This window comes from Neorhizobium sp. T25_13 (assembly GCF_002968675.1).
Lineage (GTDB): Bacteria > Pseudomonadota > Alphaproteobacteria > Rhizobiales > Rhizobiaceae > Neorhizobium > Neorhizobium tomejilense.
In genome coordinates, this window is the sequence record NZ_PVBI01000010.1 from 70,928 (window position 1) to 85,972 (window position 15,045).

General features: G+C 61.3%; 13 protein-coding genes. 7 read left to right on the forward strand and 6 right to left on the reverse strand.

Features of this window, described 5'->3' with window-relative positions; translation table 11 throughout:
* Window positions 1-6 precede the first annotated feature (6 nt).
* Both C5J22_RS22290 and C5J22_RS22295 read left to right on the forward strand, forming a co-directional pair.
* Window positions 7-798 carry a ParA family protein gene (locus C5J22_RS22290; RefSeq protein ID WP_105440033.1) on the forward strand — a complete coding sequence of 264 codons (792 nt, stop codon included), beginning with the start codon at window positions 7-9 and terminating at the stop codon, window positions 796-798.
* 27 nt (window positions 799-825) lie between these two features.
* On the forward strand, window positions 826-1,707 hold the full coding sequence (locus tag C5J22_RS22295; protein WP_105440034.1) for a ParB/RepB/Spo0J family partition protein: 882 nt from the start codon (window positions 826-828) through the stop codon (window positions 1,705-1,707).
* Window positions 1,708-1,717: 10 nt separating this feature from the next.
* On the opposite strand, the gene holA is transcribed toward C5J22_RS22295, so the two are convergent.
* Genes holA through leuS form a run of 3 tightly spaced genes read right to left on the reverse strand, consistent with a single transcriptional unit; the run spans window position 1,718 to window position 5,920 of the window.
* The gene (gene holA, locus C5J22_RS22300) at window positions 1,718-2,749 is read right to left on the reverse strand and encodes a DNA polymerase III subunit delta (RefSeq protein ID WP_105440035.1); all 1,032 of its coding nucleotides are present in this window, start codon (window positions 2,747-2,749) and stop codon (window positions 1,718-1,720) included.
* Window positions 2,737-3,300 carry a hypothetical protein gene (locus C5J22_RS22305; protein ID WP_105440036.1) on the reverse strand — a complete coding sequence of 188 codons (564 nt, stop codon included), beginning with the start codon at window positions 3,298-3,300 and terminating at the stop codon, window positions 2,737-2,739. Before C5J22_RS22305 ends, holA begins: the two co-directional genes overlap by 13 nt.
* Window positions 3,290-5,920 (reverse strand): leucine--tRNA ligase, encoded by a 2,631-nt coding sequence (gene leuS, locus C5J22_RS22310; RefSeq protein ID WP_105440130.1) that lies wholly within the window; start codon window positions 5,918-5,920, stop codon window positions 3,290-3,292. Before leuS ends, C5J22_RS22305 begins: the two co-directional genes overlap by 11 nt.
* Before the next feature lie 177 nt (window positions 5,921-6,097).
* Here leuS and C5J22_RS22315 point away from each other — a divergent pair, with 177 nt between their 5' ends.
* Both C5J22_RS22315 and C5J22_RS22320 read left to right on the forward strand, forming a co-directional pair.
* Complete coding sequence (locus tag C5J22_RS22315; RefSeq protein WP_046636709.1) at window positions 6,098-6,757, forward strand: YggS family pyridoxal phosphate-dependent enzyme; 660 nt, start codon at window positions 6,098-6,100, stop codon at window positions 6,755-6,757.
* Window positions 6,758-6,863: 106 nt separating this feature from the next.
* On the forward strand, window positions 6,864-8,795 hold the full coding sequence (locus C5J22_RS22320; protein WP_105440037.1) for a propionyl-CoA synthetase: 1,932 nt from the start codon (window positions 6,864-6,866) through the stop codon (window positions 8,793-8,795).
* A gap of 56 nt (window positions 8,796-8,851) precedes the next feature.
* On the opposite strand, the gene C5J22_RS22325 is transcribed toward C5J22_RS22320, so the two are convergent.
* Window positions 8,852-9,568: a DUF1013 domain-containing protein gene (locus tag C5J22_RS22325; RefSeq protein ID WP_105404833.1), complete on the reverse strand. Its 717-nt coding sequence runs from the start codon at window positions 9,566-9,568 to the stop codon at window positions 8,852-8,854.
* Between the two features lie 239 nt (window positions 9,569-9,807).
* Between C5J22_RS22325 and acs the strand changes: the two genes are divergently transcribed.
* A complete protein-coding gene (gene acs, locus C5J22_RS22330) occupies window positions 9,808-11,760 on the forward strand; it encodes an acetate--CoA ligase (protein ID WP_105440038.1) in 1,953 nt (650 codons plus the stop codon).
* 37 nt (window positions 11,761-11,797) lie between these two features.
* Here acs and C5J22_RS22335 read toward each other — a convergent pair whose 3' ends face one another.
* Both C5J22_RS22335 and C5J22_RS22340 read right to left on the reverse strand, forming a co-directional pair.
* On the reverse strand, window positions 11,798-12,244 hold the full coding sequence (locus tag C5J22_RS22335) for a thermonuclease family protein (protein WP_105440131.1): 447 nt from the start codon (window positions 12,242-12,244) through the stop codon (window positions 11,798-11,800).
* Between the two features lie 49 nt (window positions 12,245-12,293).
* The gene (locus C5J22_RS22340) at window positions 12,294-12,512 is read right to left on the reverse strand and encodes a DUF1674 domain-containing protein (protein ID WP_046668133.1); all 219 of its coding nucleotides are present in this window, start codon (window positions 12,510-12,512) and stop codon (window positions 12,294-12,296) included.
* 123 nt (window positions 12,513-12,635) lie between these two features.
* Between C5J22_RS22340 and htpX the strand changes: the two genes are divergently transcribed.
* Both htpX and C5J22_RS22350 read left to right on the forward strand, forming a co-directional pair.
* Window positions 12,636-13,610 (forward strand): zinc metalloprotease HtpX, encoded by a 975-nt coding sequence (htpX, locus tag C5J22_RS22345; RefSeq protein ID WP_105440132.1) that lies wholly within the window; start codon window positions 12,636-12,638, stop codon window positions 13,608-13,610.
* Window positions 13,601-15,019 (forward strand): RsmB/NOP family class I SAM-dependent RNA methyltransferase, encoded by a 1,419-nt coding sequence (locus C5J22_RS22350; protein WP_105440039.1) that lies wholly within the window; start codon window positions 13,601-13,603, stop codon window positions 15,017-15,019. Before htpX ends, C5J22_RS22350 begins: the two co-directional genes overlap by 10 nt.
* Window positions 15,020-15,045 lie beyond the last annotated feature (26 nt).

The following is a 15,045-nucleotide window of genomic DNA, read 5'->3' on the forward strand; positions in this document are numbered from 1 at the left end:
TGCCGCATGTTTGAAAGAAATCGGGTTATCACGATTGCCAACCAAAAAGGTGGCGTCGGCAAGACGACGACGGCGATCAACTTAGCCACGGCGCTCGCTGCTATCGGCGAGAGTGTGCTGATCGTGGACCTTGATCCGCAGGGCAACGCCAGCACCGGACTAGGCATTGAGCGGCGTGATCGCAAGATCTCCTCCTATGACCTATTGATGGGTTATAATTCCATCGCCGAGACTGCGCTGGCAACGGCCGTTCCAAACCTTCACATCGTCCCTTCGACAATGGATCTACTCGGGTTCGAGATGGAAATCTCCCAGGCTCCCGATCGGGCGTTCAAGCTTCGAAGCGCCTTGAATGGCGATGACGCTCTGGCCTATTCCTACATTCTGCTGGATTGCCCCCCATCGTTCAACCTGTTGACGATGAATGCCATGGCGGCGGCTCATTCCATTCTTGTGCCTCTACAGTGCGAATTTTTCGCTCTGGAGGGTCTGAGTCAGCTACTGGACACCGTCGACCAGGTGCGTCGCAGCGTCAATCCCTCGCTCGACATCCAGGGAATTGTCCTGACCATGTTCGACGCGCGAAACAACCTCGCTCAGCAGGTCGTCAACGATGTTCGGACGCATCTGGGGGAGAAGGTCTACCATACATTGATTCCGCGCAATGTTCGCGTTTCGGAAGCGCCCTCCTACGGGAAGCCGGCAATCCTTTACGACTTGAAATGCGCCGGCAGCCAGGCCTATTTGCAGCTGGCTTCTGAAGTCATCCAGCGGGAACGCAGGCGCAAGGCTGCCTGACGCTTTGCAGACAAGTGAGTAGTGAGAATGAACGACGACCTCTCGAAACGGCGCCTCGGGCGCGGCCTTGCAGCACTCATCGGTGAGATGGACCAGCCGGCACCTGTCAACAGTGCTGCCCGCAGCGTCAACCCGGATCGCATGGTGCCGATCGAGCACGTGTCGCGCAATCCGAAGAACCCGCGCCGGAGCTTTGATGAGGGTGAGCTGCAGGATCTCGCAAGCTCCATTCGCCAGCATGGTATCGTTCAGCCGGTCGTCGTTCGGCCGCGCGGCGCCGATCAATTTGAGATCATCGCCGGCGAACGCCGCTGGCGTGCGGCTCAGCTGGCTGGCCTGGTCGAAATTCCCGTCATCGTTCGCGATGTGGATGATCGGACGGCGCTTGAGATCGCTATCGTCGAAAACGTCCAGCGCTCAGATCTCAACCCCTTGGAAGAAGCGCTGGGTTATGATCAGCTGATTGCCGAGCACGGTTACACCCAGAACGATCTTGGCGAAATCATCGGCAAAAGCCGAAGCCATGTGGCCAATAGCCTCCGTCTGCTGAAACTGCCGGAGCCGGTTCGGGAGATGCTTGCCGGAGGTAGCCTTTCCGCGGGTCACGCCCGTGCGCTTATCACGACATCGGATCCGGTTTCGCTGGCACGTACGATTATCGCTAAAGGCATGTCGGTTCGAGATGCTGAGAAGCTGGCTCAAAACGACATCAAGGCCCAATCGGAGCCCGCAAACGTTTCGAAAGCGGAACAAAAGGACTCTGATACTCTTGCGCTGGAACGCACCCTTTCTGATTCACTGGGCCTGGACGTGAAGATCAACCACAAGAACGGTGGTGGGCAGATCAGGATCGGTTACCGCACGCTTGAGCAGCTCGAGGAGATATGCCGCCTTCTTGAGCGGCGATAACCTAGTCTATTCAACGACTTGACTGAATAGCTGTGGCCATCAGCGTGTGGAACGCAATATTGGGTTCGAGGCTCTGCCTCTGTCGCGACATCAGAATTGCGGCCTGCAATCTTTCCGTTTCACGGGCAAGCGCCGGGGAGCTCCAGGTTCTCAGCGCTTTTTCGATGATCGGCTTCCGCTTGAAGTGAATATGCCTGCCGAGCGTCATCATGACCTGGGCGGTCTGGAGTTTCTTCTCCTCCATCTCCGCCTTCATCAGATCCAGCAACTGGAACTGTTTCAGGCAGGATTGCAGGACGAGAAAAACCGGTGTCTTCGACGAGACGATCTTCTGGATGGCGCGGTGCAGAGCGGGCAAATCGCCGCTGAGGATTGCGTCGACGGCCTCATCGGCCGAAACTGCGCTCGCGTCGCCGATGATTTCATCGATCTGCGCCTCTTCGACCATACCTGTGCCACGGCAGTAAAGCGCGAGTTTGCGGATCTCGTTCCGGGAGGCCACGCGATCTCCCCCAAGCAGCTCCAGGAGCCTCTGGCGGGCGCCGGGGCTGATCCTGAGGCCTTCGCTTCCCAGTTCCGAATCGATGAGGCTGTTCAAAGCCTTGATATCGTCCGCGTAGCAGGGGATGACAGCGATGGATCGGGAGGGTTCGGCGATCTTGCGCAGCCCGCTCCCTTTCTTGAGGTCGCCGGCCTCGACGATCAGTATGTTGACTGGAGCCGGACCGTCAGCCAAAACCTGCATTGCGTCCAGGAGCGGCTTTTCGTTGGCAGCGCCACGCAGCCAGACGAGCTTCGAGCCGCCGAAAAGGCCCATTGAATTCACTTCATCGAGAAGCCGCCCCGGGTCGCCCTGCAGGTCCGAAACGTCGAGCTTGAGCATCGCAAACGGATCATCCTGGGAAATGCCAGTCTTGCCCGCGATCAGTGCCGCCCGTTCGGAAACGAGGCCACGATCCGGGCCGTAGATCACGAAAATCCTGTAGAGTTCCGCACTCTTCTCGGCAAACCGATCGAATTCGTGGGATTTTACTTCTGCCATACCGTCTGCGGCTGAGGTTCGCGCGAAAGCGCAATCGCGATCTCGGCGCGGATAAACTCGGCAAGTTCTCTCGCGGCGCGGTTTTCGGCGTCGCGAACAGCGCGGAGGCGTGCATAGCCCTGTCCGGAAATGTCGATCAGCGAAACGACCTGACGTTTGCCGGACTTCAGCACCTGCCCGTCACTGACGCGGCTAATCGTGTAGGTACCTTCCACCTGGACGCGGCCGGGGACCGGTACGCCGGTCGGAGAGACGTTGTCGTCGTCGTCTTCGTCGTCAATAATGGTCGAGGCCGTGCTCTTGGTTACCAGCTTCACGTCGTAAGCAGGACGGGTCGACTCGCCGGCACCGCCGGAGGTGAGGAAGACCAGATGGTTGCGGACAACCTGGTCAAGGCGGGTGTGGGGTTGCTCGAAGCCGACCGACGCAAGGCGCTCGCCGGTGCCGGAAGCCTCGGAATAAAGCGGGCGGACCTGGCAGCCGGCAAGCACAGTCAACATTACCAGGCCGGATATGAACCCGAAACGACGAAGAGAGCGGTCAGACGACAATGTTTACGATCCTCTGTGGGACGACGATGACTTTCTTCGGCGCCCGGCCTTCAAGAGCCGCTTTGACCGTATCCAGTGCCAGAACCGCAGCTTCGACCGCACTTTGATCCGCGTCGCGCGCGATTGTCAATTCGCCGCGCTTCTTGCCGTTGATTTGGACAGGCAGTGTGACCTCGTTCTCGACGACGAGGGTTTCGTCATATTGAGGCCAGGCAGCCAGGGAGAGCAGTTCCTTGTTGCCGAGGACCGCCCAGCACTCTTCGGCCAGATGCGGCGTCATGGGGGCTACAAGCTGGATCAGAATCTCCGACGCGTTGCGGACCGCTCCACGATAGGCCGCATCGCCCTCGCCGCCTGCGACTCGGGCGAGCGGCGCTGCAAGTGCGTTCACGAGCTCATAGATGCGCGCGACGGCCTTGTTGAAGGAGAGCTTGTCGTAATCGCCCTGAACCGCCTTCAGCGTCTTGTGGGCGAGCTGCGAGATCGCCAGTGCTTCTCCATCCTTAGCCGGCACCGGATCGACGCCAGCCAAGTTTTCGGAGGCTTCCGAAATCAGGCGCCACAGGCGCTGGGTGAAGCGGTGAGCGCCTTCGACGCCGGCTTCCGACCAGATGACGTCGCGGTCGGGCGGAGAGTCCGAAAGGACGAAGAAGCGGGCGGTATCGGCACCGTAGGAGGCAATGATATCGTCCGGATCGACAACGTTCTTCTTCGACTTCGACATCTTCTCGATCGAGCCGATGGTGACTTCTTCGCCACCCTTGAGCATGGTGGCGCGGCGTTTGCCGTCCACTTCCTCGATGCGAATGTCGGCCGGGGCCACCCAATCACCGTTCGGGCCGGTGCCACGACGATAGGTTTCGTGCACGACCATGCCTTGCGTGAAGAGGCCCTTGAAAGGCTCCTTGACCTCGACATGGCCGGTCTCGCGCATGGCGCGGGTGAAGAAACGGGAATAGAGAAGGTGCAGGATCGCGTGCTCGATGCCGCCGATATACTGGTCGACCGGCAGCCACCGATTGGCGACGGCCGGATCGGTCGGATCCTTCTCCCACGGCGCGGTAAAGCGGGTGAAATACCAGCTCGAATCGACGAACGTATCCATCGTGTCCGTCTCGCGGCGGGCTTGCTTGCCGCATTGCGGGCAGGCGACATGGCGCCAGGTCGGGTGGCGGTCGAGCGGGTTGCCCGGCAGGTCGAAAGTCACGTCGTCGGGCAGCTTGACCGGCAGGTCCGCTTTAGGCACCGGCACGACGCCGCAATCGTCGCAGTGGATGACCGGGATCGGGCAGCCCCAGTAGCGCTGGCGCGAGATACCCCAGTCGCGCAGGCGGAAATTCACCTTGCGTTCGCCCTGCGGCATGTTGCCGACGATCGTTTCCGACAGGCGGCTGGCCACGATCTCGAAGGCTTCCTCGGTCGTCTTGCCGTCGAGGAAACGCGAATTGATCATCACGCCGTCATCGACGTAAGCGGTGTCGCCGACCTCGAAGGTCGCGGCGTCGCCGTCCTTCGGCATGACGACCGGTACGACGGGCAGACCGTATTTGCGAGCGAAATCCAGGTCGCGCTGATCGCCGGACGGGCAGCCGAAGATGGCGCCTGTGCCATAGTCCATCAGCACGAAATTCGCGACATAGACCGGCAGCTCCCAGGATGGGTCAAGTGGGTGCCTGACCCGGACGCCGGTGTCGATGCCCTTCTTCTCAGCCGTTTCCAGCGCTGCGAGCGAGGTTCCGTGATGGCGGCATTCCTCGGCGAAAGCTTCGATAGCCGAATTCTGCGCGGCTGCGGCCTTGGCCAGTGGATGGTCGGCGGCGATGGCCAGGAACGAAGCACCGAACAGCGTGTCGGGACGGGTCGTGTAGACCACGATTTCGCTTTCGCCGGCGGGTGCCGTCGAACCCACGATTTCCCAGCGAACCGTCAGACCCTCGGAACGGCCGATCCAGTTCTTCTGCATCAGCCGGACCTTTTCAGGCCACTGATCGAGCGTATCGAGCGAGTCCAGAAGATCCTGGCTGAAATCGGTGATCTTGAAGAACCACTGCACCAGATCGCGCTGCTCCACCAGCGCACCCGAGCGCCAGCCGCGGCCGTCTATGACCTGCTCGTTGGCCAGAACCGTCTGGTCGACCGGGTCCCAATTGACCTTGGACTGCTTGCGGTAGACCAGACCCTTTTCCATCATGTCGAGGAAGAGGTGCTGCTGCTGTTGGTAATATTCGACATCACAGGTGGCGAATTCGCGTGACCAGTCGAGCGACAGGCCCATGGCCTTCAGCTGCGCCTTCATGGATTCGATGTTCTGGTAGGTCCAGGTCTTCGGATGCACCTTGTTGTCGCGGGCGGCGTTTTCAGCCGGCATGCCGAAAGCGTCCCAGCCCATGGGGTGCAGGACATTGAAGCCGCGGGCGCGCTTGTAGCGGGCTACCACGTCGCCCATGGCATAGTTGCGCACATGGCCCATGTGGATGCGGCCCGACGGATAGGGAAACATCTCGAGAACGTAGTATTTTTCGCGCGGATCGCTGTTGTCGGTCTCGAAAACCTTGGCATCGTTCCAGGTCTGCTGCCAACGGGGCTCGGCATCGCGCGGATTATAACGTTCAGTCGCCATTTCAATGATATTCCGGGAAAACAGGATCAAGAGTCGGGCGAGACCTTCACCATGAAACCCTGCAAGCGTCAAGTTTTACAGGGGCGGGAAAGGCCAAGTTCAGGGCGAAACACCCTTGGCAGAGCCTTATATGAGGGCTAAGCGCTGAGCTTGCAAGAAAAGCGGAAGGCATGGGTCATGAGCGTCGAAGAACGGCTGCAGGATGTGAAGGCACGGATCGGGAAGGTAGAGCGCCTGTCGAAGCGACCTGCTGGGTCGGTGACGCTCGTGGCGGTTTCGAAGACGTTCGACGTGCAGGACATTCGACCGGTGATATCAGCCGGACAACGGATATTTGGCGAAAACCGCGTGCAGGAAAGCCAGGGCAAGTGGCCGGAACTGAAGGCCGAGACGCCTGAGATCGAACTGCATCTGATCGGACCGCTGCAATCCAACAAGGCCGCCGATGCCGTGGCGCTGTTCGATGTTATCGAGACGGTGGACCGGGAAAAGATCGCCCGTGCGCTTGCCGACGAGATCAGGAAGCAGGGCAAGGCGCCAAAACTCTATGTGCAGGTCAATACCGGGCTCGAGCCGCAGAAGGCGGGGATCGAGCCGAAGCAGACCGTCGCCTTCGTGGAGCTTTGCCGCAAGGAGCTCGGGCTTTCGATCGAGGGGCTGATGTGCATTCCGCCGGCCGAGGAAAATCCGGGGCCGCATTTTGCGCTGCTTGCCAAGCTCGCCAGGGAATGTGGCGTCGAAAAGCTCTCCATGGGCATGTCCGGCGATTTCGAGACCGCGGTCGAATTCGGGGCGACCAGCGTTCGGGTCGGCTCGGCCATCTTCGGCTCACGCTGAAAACAGGCTTTCGCCAAGGACCTAGCGCTTTCGTCGGGCTTTCCCGCACCTCGCCCGCACCCTAGATTGGCCATTCCGGGCTGTGCTCATGTGACGGGAGGTGCAGATGCAAAGCCGCTATTTCGACATCTATGAAGGCTGGCAAAAGGATCCGGAGGGATTCTGGAGAGGCGCGTCCGCTGCCATCGACTGGTTCAAGGAACCGGACAGGATCTTCGACAAGGACGAAGGGGTCTACGGGCGCTGGTTTACCGGCGGCGAGACCAATACCTGCCATAACTGCCTCGACCGGCATGTGGCGGCCGGACGGGGCGGGCAGCGGGCCTTCATCCACGATAGCGCCATGACGGGAAAACAGAAGAGCTTCACCTATGCCGAGGTGCTCGACGAGGTGAAGGCGATCGCAGCGGTTATGGGTGATCTCGGCATAGGAAAGGGCGACCGTGTCGTCATCTACATGCCGATGGTGCCGGAAGCGATCTTCTCGATGCTGGCCTGTGCCCGGCTGGGAGCGGTGCATTCGGTGGTGTTCGGCGGTTTTGCGGCGCAGGAACTGGCGGCGCGGCTGAACGATTCGGAAGCCAAACTGGTGATCAGCGCGAGCTGCGGCCTCGAACCCGGTCGCACCGTCGCCTACAAGCCGCTGCTCGACCAGGCGATCGAGCTCGCCCGCGTGAAACCCGAGCATTGCCTCATCCTGCAGCGCGAGCAGTTCCGGGCGGAACTGCGGCCGGAGCGTCGAGAGCTGGATTTCGCCGAGACCGTCGAAAGGGCGCGGGGCAGGGATGTGCCGTGCGTCCCGGTCAAGGCCACCGATCCGCTCTACATCCTCTATACGTCCGGGACGACCGGCCAGCCGAAGGGCGTCGTGCGCGACAATGGCGGGCACATGGTGGCGCTGCATTGGAGCATGGAGAACATTTTTGGCGTCAAGCCGGGGGAGGTGTTCTGGACCGCATCCGATATAGGCTGGGTCGTCGGCCATTCCTATATCGTCTACGGGCCGCTCCTGACCGGCAATACAAGCGTGATCTTCGAGGGCAAGCCGGTCGGCACGCCGGATGCCGGCACGTTCTGGCGGGTCGTCAGCGATCACGACGTGAAAGTGCTGTTCACGGCACCGACGGCCTTCCGGGCGATCCGCCGCGACGATCCGGAGGGCGAACTGGTTGAGAAATACGATCTGACCGGCATGCGCGCTCTGTTCCTTGCCGGCGAGCGGGCCGATTCGGAAACGCTGAAATGGGCCGAGCAGAAGCTGAAGATCCCGGTGATCGATCACTGGTGGCAGACGGAGACGGGCTGGCCTGTCGCCGCCAACACGGTCGGGCTCGGTCTGATGCCGGTCAAGCACGGTTCGCCGACGCGGCCGATGCCCGGTTATGCGCTCGATGTGCTGGACGATGCCGGCCATCCGGTGCCGCGCGGCACGCTCGGCAATATCGTTATAAAATTGCCGCTGCCGCCCGGCTGCCTCGTCAGCTTCTGGAATGCCGACCAGCGGTTCAGCGAGACCTGCCTCGACGAGTTCCCGGGGTATTACAAGACGGCCGATGCCGGGGTGATGGACGAAGAGGGTTATATCTTCGTGATGGCGCGCACCGACGACATCATCAACTGCGCCGGCCATCGGCTTTCGACAGGGGCGATGGAGGAGGCCTGCGCCAAACATCCGGACGTCGCCGAATGCGCGGTGATCGGCGTGCACGATGCGACGAAGGGGCAAATCCCTTGCGGGTTCATGGTGCTGAAGAACCATGTTTCACGGGAAACCGCTGATATCGCCAAAGAAGTTGCCGAACTCGTGCGCAACGAGATCGGACCCGTCGCGGCGTTCAAGACGGTCATGGTGGTTCACAAGCTGCCGAAGACCCGATCGGGCAAGATATTGCGCGGCACGATGCAGAAGATTGCCGACGACATGCCGTGGAAAATGCCGGCGACGATCGAGGACGCAGCGGTGCTGGACGAAATCACCGCGATCCTGAAGGCGAACGGTTATGCCCGCGAGAGCAGCGGCCTGAAACAGAGCGCCTGAACGAAAAAAGCCCCGGATCGTCTCCGGGGCTTTTTCATGCAATCGAACTGGTTCGATCAGAAGCGCTCGTCTTCCTCGTCGTCGTCGCGACGGGTGGACTTGAGCGACGAGAGCTTGGCGAAAACGGCGTCCGCGTCGATCTCCTTTTCCTTCTCTTCCTCGCGCTCGTTGCGATAGCTGAAGCCGAGGTTTTCGGTTTCAGCCGCCGGCTGCAGGGAAGCGCCGAGTTCGGCAGCGGTCGGCAGCGGACGGCCCTTGGAAGCGCGTTCGACTTCGAGGTCGAGATCGATCTGGCTGCAGAGGCCGAGCGTCACCGGATCCATCGGCGTCAGGTTGGTCGAGTTCCAGTGGGTGCGCTCGCGGATCTGCTCGATCGTCGACTTGGTGGTGCCGACGAGGCGGGAAATCTGTGCGTCCTTCAGTTCCGGATGGTTGCGAACCAGCCAGAGAATGGCGTTCGGGCGATCCTGGCGCTTGGAGACCGGCGTGTAGCGTGGGCCGCGGCGTTTCGATTCCGGCACGCGAACCTTCGGCTCCGAAAGCTTCAGCTTGTGATTGACGTCTTTTTCGCCGCGTTCGATTTCATCGCGCGAAAGCTGGCCGGTGGCGATCGGGTCCAGGCCCTTGATGCCCTGCGCCGCTTCGCCATCCGCAATTGCCTTCACCTCGAGCGGGTGGAGCTTGCAGAAATTGGCGATCTGTTCGAAGGAAAGCGCGGTATTGTCGACCAGCCATACAGCGGTCGCCTTCGGCATGAGCAATTGTTGAGCCATGGGTATAGGTCCTCTGTCCGTCCGCGCCGGTGTCGCGGGCCGTGGGTATCAACCACAATTTCCGGGAATTTACCGCCCTATAATCGAATTGGGACAGAATTGCAAATCTTTGAAGCGAGATCGTCGCACCGAGATGAACCGTTTGTCTAATTGCCGCCCTTGCCTCACCTGTTATGAATGCGGCACATATCGCTGACGGCTCGATGCGTCGTCATGCGTGCCAATTCAGGGAGGTGTTCATGTCGGAAAAAGTCTACCCGGTCCTCAAGTCTGCCAAAGCGAAGGCGCTCATCGACAAGGATAAATACGAGAAGTGGTACGAGGAGAGCGTTGAGGACCCGGACAAGTTCTGGGGCAAACATGGAAGGCGCATCGACTGGTTCAAGCCCTATACCAAGGTCAAGAACACCTCCTTCAAGGGCAAGGTCTCGATCAAGTGGTTCGAGGATGGCCTGACCAACGTTTCCTACAATTGCATCGACCGCCACCTGAAAACCCATGGAGAGCGCACGGCGCTGATCTGGGAAGGCGACAACCCCTATATCGACAAGAAGATCACCTATAACCAGCTTTACGATCAGGTCTGCCGGCTGGCCAACGTCCTGAAGAAGCATGGCGTCAAGAAGGGCGACCGCGTCACCATCTACATGCCGATGATCCCGGAAGCGGCCTATGCGATGCTCGCCTGCGCCCGCATCGGCGCGGTGCATTCGGTCGTGTTCGGCGGGTTTTCACCGGAAGCGCTGGCCGGCCGCATCATCGACTGCCAGTCCACCTTCGTGATCACCTGCGACGAGGGCGTGCGCGGCGGCAAGCCGGTGCCACTCAAGGACAATACCGATACGGCGATCCATATCGCCGCCCGCCAGCACGTGATCGTCAACAAGGTCGTGGTGGTGCGCCGCACCGGCGGCAAGACTGGCTGGGCGCCCGGCCGCGACCTCTGGTACCACCAGGAAATCGCCACCGTGAAGGAGCATTGCGAGCCGGCGAAGATGAAGGCGGAAGATCCGCTGTTCATCCTCTACACATCAGGTTCGACCGGCAAGCCGAAAGGCGTGCTGCACACGACCGGCGGTTACCTCGTCTTTGCGGCGATGACCCACGAATATACGTTCGACTACCATGACGGCGACATCTACTGGTGCACGGCGGACGTGGGTTGGGTGACCGGCCATTCCTACATCGTCTACGGGCCGCTGGCGAACTGCGCCACCTCGCTGATGTTCGAAGGCGTGCCGAACTTCCCGGACCAGGGCCGTTTCTGGGAAATCATCGACAAGCACAAGGTCAACATTTTCTACACGGCACCGACGGCGATCCGCTCGCTGATGGGCGCCGGCGACGAGTTCGTGAAACGCTCCTCGCGGACAAGCCTGCGTTTGCTCGGCACCGTCGGCGAGCCGATCAATCCGGAAGCCTGGGAGTGGTATTACAACGTGGTCGGCGACAAGCGCTGCCCGGTGGTCGATACCTGGTGGCAGACGGAAACCGGCGGCCACATGATCACGCCGCTGCCGGGGGCCACCGACCTGAAGCCGGGTTCGGCGACCGTACCGTTCTTCGGCGTGAAACCGGAATTGGTCGACAACGAGGGCAAGGTGCTGGAAGGTGCGGCCGACGGCAACCTCTGCATCGCAGACAGCTGGCCGGGCATGATGCGCACGGTCTATGGCGACCACGAGCGCTTCATCCAGACCTATTTCTCGACCTACAAGGGCAAATATTTCACCGGTGACGGCTGCCGGCGCGACGAGGACGGTTATTACTGGATCACCGGTCGCGTCGACGACGTGCTGAACGTCTCCGGCCACCGGCTCGGCACGGCGGAAGTGGAATCGGCGCTCGTCTCACACAATCTCGTGTCCGAGGCCGCCGTCGTCGGTTATCCGCACAACATCAAGGGCCAGGGCATCTATTGCTACGTGACCCTGATGTCCGGTCACGAAGGCAATGACGCGCTGCGCCAGGAACTGGTGAAGCATGTGCGCCAGGAGATCGGCCCGATCGCGCAGCCCGACAAGATCCAGTTCGCACCCGGTCTGCCGAAAACCCGCTCCGGCAAGATCATGCGCCGCATCCTGCGCAAGATCGCAGAGGATGATTTCGGCGCGCTCGGGGATATCTCGACGCTTGCCGATCCCGGCGTGGTGGACGACCTGATCGCCAACCGCCAGAACAAGGCGGGCTGATCGAACCCAAAGGCCGCTCGGAAACCGGGCGGCCTTTTCAGTTGACCTCGCAGGTCTCTCGTGGCTTGCGTCCGCCGTCATAGGTCTGCACCAAGCCAGCCAGCAGCAGGTCGTGCCCGACGCTGCGGCCATCGGAGAGCACCACGTCTGCGACAATGCGGCCGAAATATTTGTCGCCGGAAATATGGGTGAGCTGAATCTTGCGTGATTGGGCGGTCAGCGCTTCGAGCGCCCGTTGGGCGTCGATGCCCGCCTCACGAAGCCGCTCGCATTTCGATTTTAGTTCCGGCGCATCGATGCCTCGGATGCGCACATAAACTTCCATCTTCTGCTGCGGCCAGGGCTGCGCTTCGACCAGCAGCGTATCGCCGTCGATGACCCGCAGGATTTCCGCCGCCACGGGGCCGGAAATCTCGTCACGCGCTTCCGCCTCGGTGGCGAACACCGCGACGATGCCAGTAAGAATCAGAAGCGACTTGATCATGGAAAGGAATAAATTCCGATCCATTAACGAAGTCAATAGGAATATTTGCTTAGAAATCGATCGCCCGGCCGTTGATCTCCCAGTCCCCGAAGCGGGCGGGGTCGGCACCGCCGCGGCCGCCGAATTCTTGCGGTGTTTCGGCCTTGGCGGCCGCCTGGCGACGTTCTTCGGCTTCCTTGAGCGCGCGCTCTGCGGCTGGGGAAAGTGGCTTCTTGGGCGCACCTTCTTCCGGTATGATTTCTGAATTGTCGTTGTCTGCGCTTTGCATCGTGGCCTTCGCCGGGTGGATTATTGAAAATTCTGGTCGAATTGACCACATCATAAGGCGTTCGTGCCCAGTGGAAAACCCTTTAACCGCCCTGGGACGATATCGGCAACGGGAGAGATGACGATGAATGTAATGCGCACCGCCATGCTTCTGGCCTTCATGACGGCCCTGTTCATGGGGATCGGCTTCCTGATCGGCGGCACGGGCGGCATGATGATCGCTCTGGTGATCGCTGCCGGCATGAACCTGTTTTCCTACTGGAATTCCGACAAGATGGTGCTGTCGGCCTATCATGCGCAGGAGGTCGATGCCCGCAGCGCGCCGGAATTCTACAACATGATCCGCGATCTTTCGGCCAATGCCGGTCTGCCGATGCCGAAGGTCTATGTCTATGACAATCCGCAGCCGAACGCCTTTGCGACCGGCCGCAATCCGCAGAATGCCGCTGTCGCGGCTTCCACCGGGCTGATGCAGCGCCTGACGCACGAGGAAGTGGCGGGCGTGATGGCGCATGAACTCGCGCATATCCAGAACCGCGACACGCTGACGATGACGATCACCGCGACGCTTGCGGGCGCGATTTCGATGCTCGGCAATTTCGCCTTCTTCTTCGGCGGCAATCGCGAGAACAACAACCCGCTTGGTTTTGTCGGCGTGCTGGTGGCGATGATCGTCGCGCCGTTCGCGGCGATGCTGGTGCAGATGGCGATCAGCCGGACACGCGAATATTCGGCCGACCGGCGCGGTGCCGAGATCTGCGGCAATCCTTTGTGGCTCGCCTCCGCACTCGGCAAGATCGCCGGTGCGGCGCATCAGATCCCGAACTACGAGGCCGAGCGCAACCCGGCGACGGCGCATATGTTCATCATCAACCCGCTGTCGGGCGAGCGCATGGACAACCTGTTCTCTACCCACCCGGATACCGGCAACCGGATCGCCGCGCTGCAGCAGATGGCCGGCCAGTTCCCCGGTGGTTCTCGGGCCAGTGCCTCGACGGCCGGGTTCCAGGCTGATAGACCGCAGCGCACCGCGCGCTCCGTTCCGAATACCGGTTGGGGTCGCGGCTCGGATGAACCGCGCAAAGGTCCCTGGTCTTGAACGAAGCCAAGAAGAACAAGAAGCCTTACAAGCCAGCAGGCAAACCTGCGGAACAGCGCAGGAAACCGGCTCACTCGGAGAAGGAAAGCGGTCCCTTCAAGGCAGGTCTCGAGGTTCGGGTCACGGCCGCAAAGCTTCTGGCGGCTGTTGTCGACCGTAAGATCTCGCTCGACGGCATGCTCGACCTCGTCCATGGCAATCCGGCCTATAGGGCGCTCAGCGATGCCGATAGGGCGCTGACGCGCGCCATCCTCAATACCGCACTCCGTCATCTGCCGCGCATCGAGGCGGCGATCGCTTCGCTGATCGACACGCCGTTGCCGGAAGGCGCTCGGGCGCTTCACCACGTGCTGGTGATTGCTGCCGCGCAGATCCTGCATCTCGACGTGCCGCCGCATGCGGCCGTCGATCTCGCGGTCGAACAGGCCAATCGCGACCCGCGCAACCGCCGTTTCGCCAAGCTCGTAAATGCGGTCCTGCGCCGGCTGGACCGGGAAAAGGACGATATCCTTGCCGCGACCGCCACCATTTCCCCGGTGCCGGCCTGGTTCCGCAAGCGCCTGGTCGCCCTCTATGGCGAGGCGGAGGCGGATCGTATCGCCGAAGCTCAGCTTGTTCCGGCTGCCATCGACCTGACGGTGAAAACCGATCCCGCTGCCTGGGCCGAAAAGCTCGGCGGCACGGTTCTGCCGACCGGCAGCATCCGCCTCGCGGCCTTCGATGGCGCGGTTTCCGCGCTCGAAGGGTTCGACGAAGGCGCCTGGTGGGTGCAGGATGTCGCCGCCAGCATTCCCGCAAAGCTGTTTGGCGATCTGAAGGGCAAGAAGGTCGCCGACCTCTGCGCCGCCCCCGGCGGCAAGACGGCGCAGCTGATCGCGGCTGGTGCCGAGGTGATCGCCGTCGAGCAATCCGGCAACCGGCTGGCGCGGCTGAAAGAAAACCTCGGTCGGCTCGGTTACGAGGCGGAACTGGTCGGCGGCGACCTTTTCGATTTCAAGCCGGCGGAGCCGCTGGACGGCGTGCTGCTCGATGCGCCCTGTTCCTCGACCGGCACGACGCGCCGGCATCCGGATGTGTTCTGGACCAAGGGACCGGAGGATGTAACGAAGCTCGCGGCTCTGCAGGAAAAGATGCTGCGGCACGCCGTCACGCTGGTGAAACCGGGCGGCATTATCGTTTTCTCCAATTGCTCTCTCGATTCGCTGGAGGGGGAGGAACTGGTCGTGCGCGTGCTCAAGGACCATCCCGAATTGAGACGCATGGCCGTCAACCCTGAGAACTGGCCGGGGCTGGAAGGGGCGATCTCGCCGCTCGGCGAATTCCGCACCACGCCGGCCATGCTGCCCGCCAGCGAAAATTTTGTTGGCGGCATGGATGGCTTCTTCGCGAGCGTCCTTCAGGTGCGGTAAGGTTTTCTTCACCATACGGGCTGATA

Coding starts and splice junctions, on each gene's coding strand:
- leuS (WP_105440130.1), bottom strand. CDS start 5,920: ATGGCGACTGAACGTTATAATCCGCGCGATGCCGAGCCCCGTTGGCAG.
- C5J22_RS22320 (WP_105440037.1), top strand. CDS start 6,864: ATGCAAAGCCGCTATTTCGACATCTATGAAGGCTGGCAAAAGGATCCG.
- C5J22_RS22315 (WP_046636709.1), top strand. CDS start 6,098: ATGAGCGTCGAAGAACGGCTGCAGGATGTGAAGGCACGGATCGGGAAG.
- C5J22_RS22325 (WP_105404833.1), bottom strand. CDS start 9,568: ATGGCTCAACAATTGCTCATGCCGAAGGCGACCGCTGTATGGCTGGTC.
- C5J22_RS22340 (WP_046668133.1), bottom strand. CDS start 12,512: ATGCAAAGCGCAGACAACGACAATTCAGAAATCATACCGGAAGAAGGT.
- C5J22_RS22290 (WP_105440033.1), top strand. CDS start 7: ATGTTTGAAAGAAATCGGGTTATCACGATTGCCAACCAAAAAGGTGGC.
- C5J22_RS22335 (WP_105440131.1), bottom strand. CDS start 12,244: ATGATCAAGTCGCTTCTGATTCTTACTGGCATCGTCGCGGTGTTCGCC.
- C5J22_RS22295 (WP_105440034.1), top strand. CDS start 826: ATGAACGACGACCTCTCGAAACGGCGCCTCGGGCGCGGCCTTGCAGCA.
- holA (WP_105440035.1), bottom strand. CDS start 2,749: ATGGCAGAAGTAAAATCCCACGAATTCGATCGGTTTGCCGAGAAGAGT.
- acs (WP_105440038.1), top strand. CDS start 9,808: ATGTCGGAAAAAGTCTACCCGGTCCTCAAGTCTGCCAAAGCGAAGGCG.
- htpX (WP_105440132.1), top strand. CDS start 12,636: ATGAATGTAATGCGCACCGCCATGCTTCTGGCCTTCATGACGGCCCTG.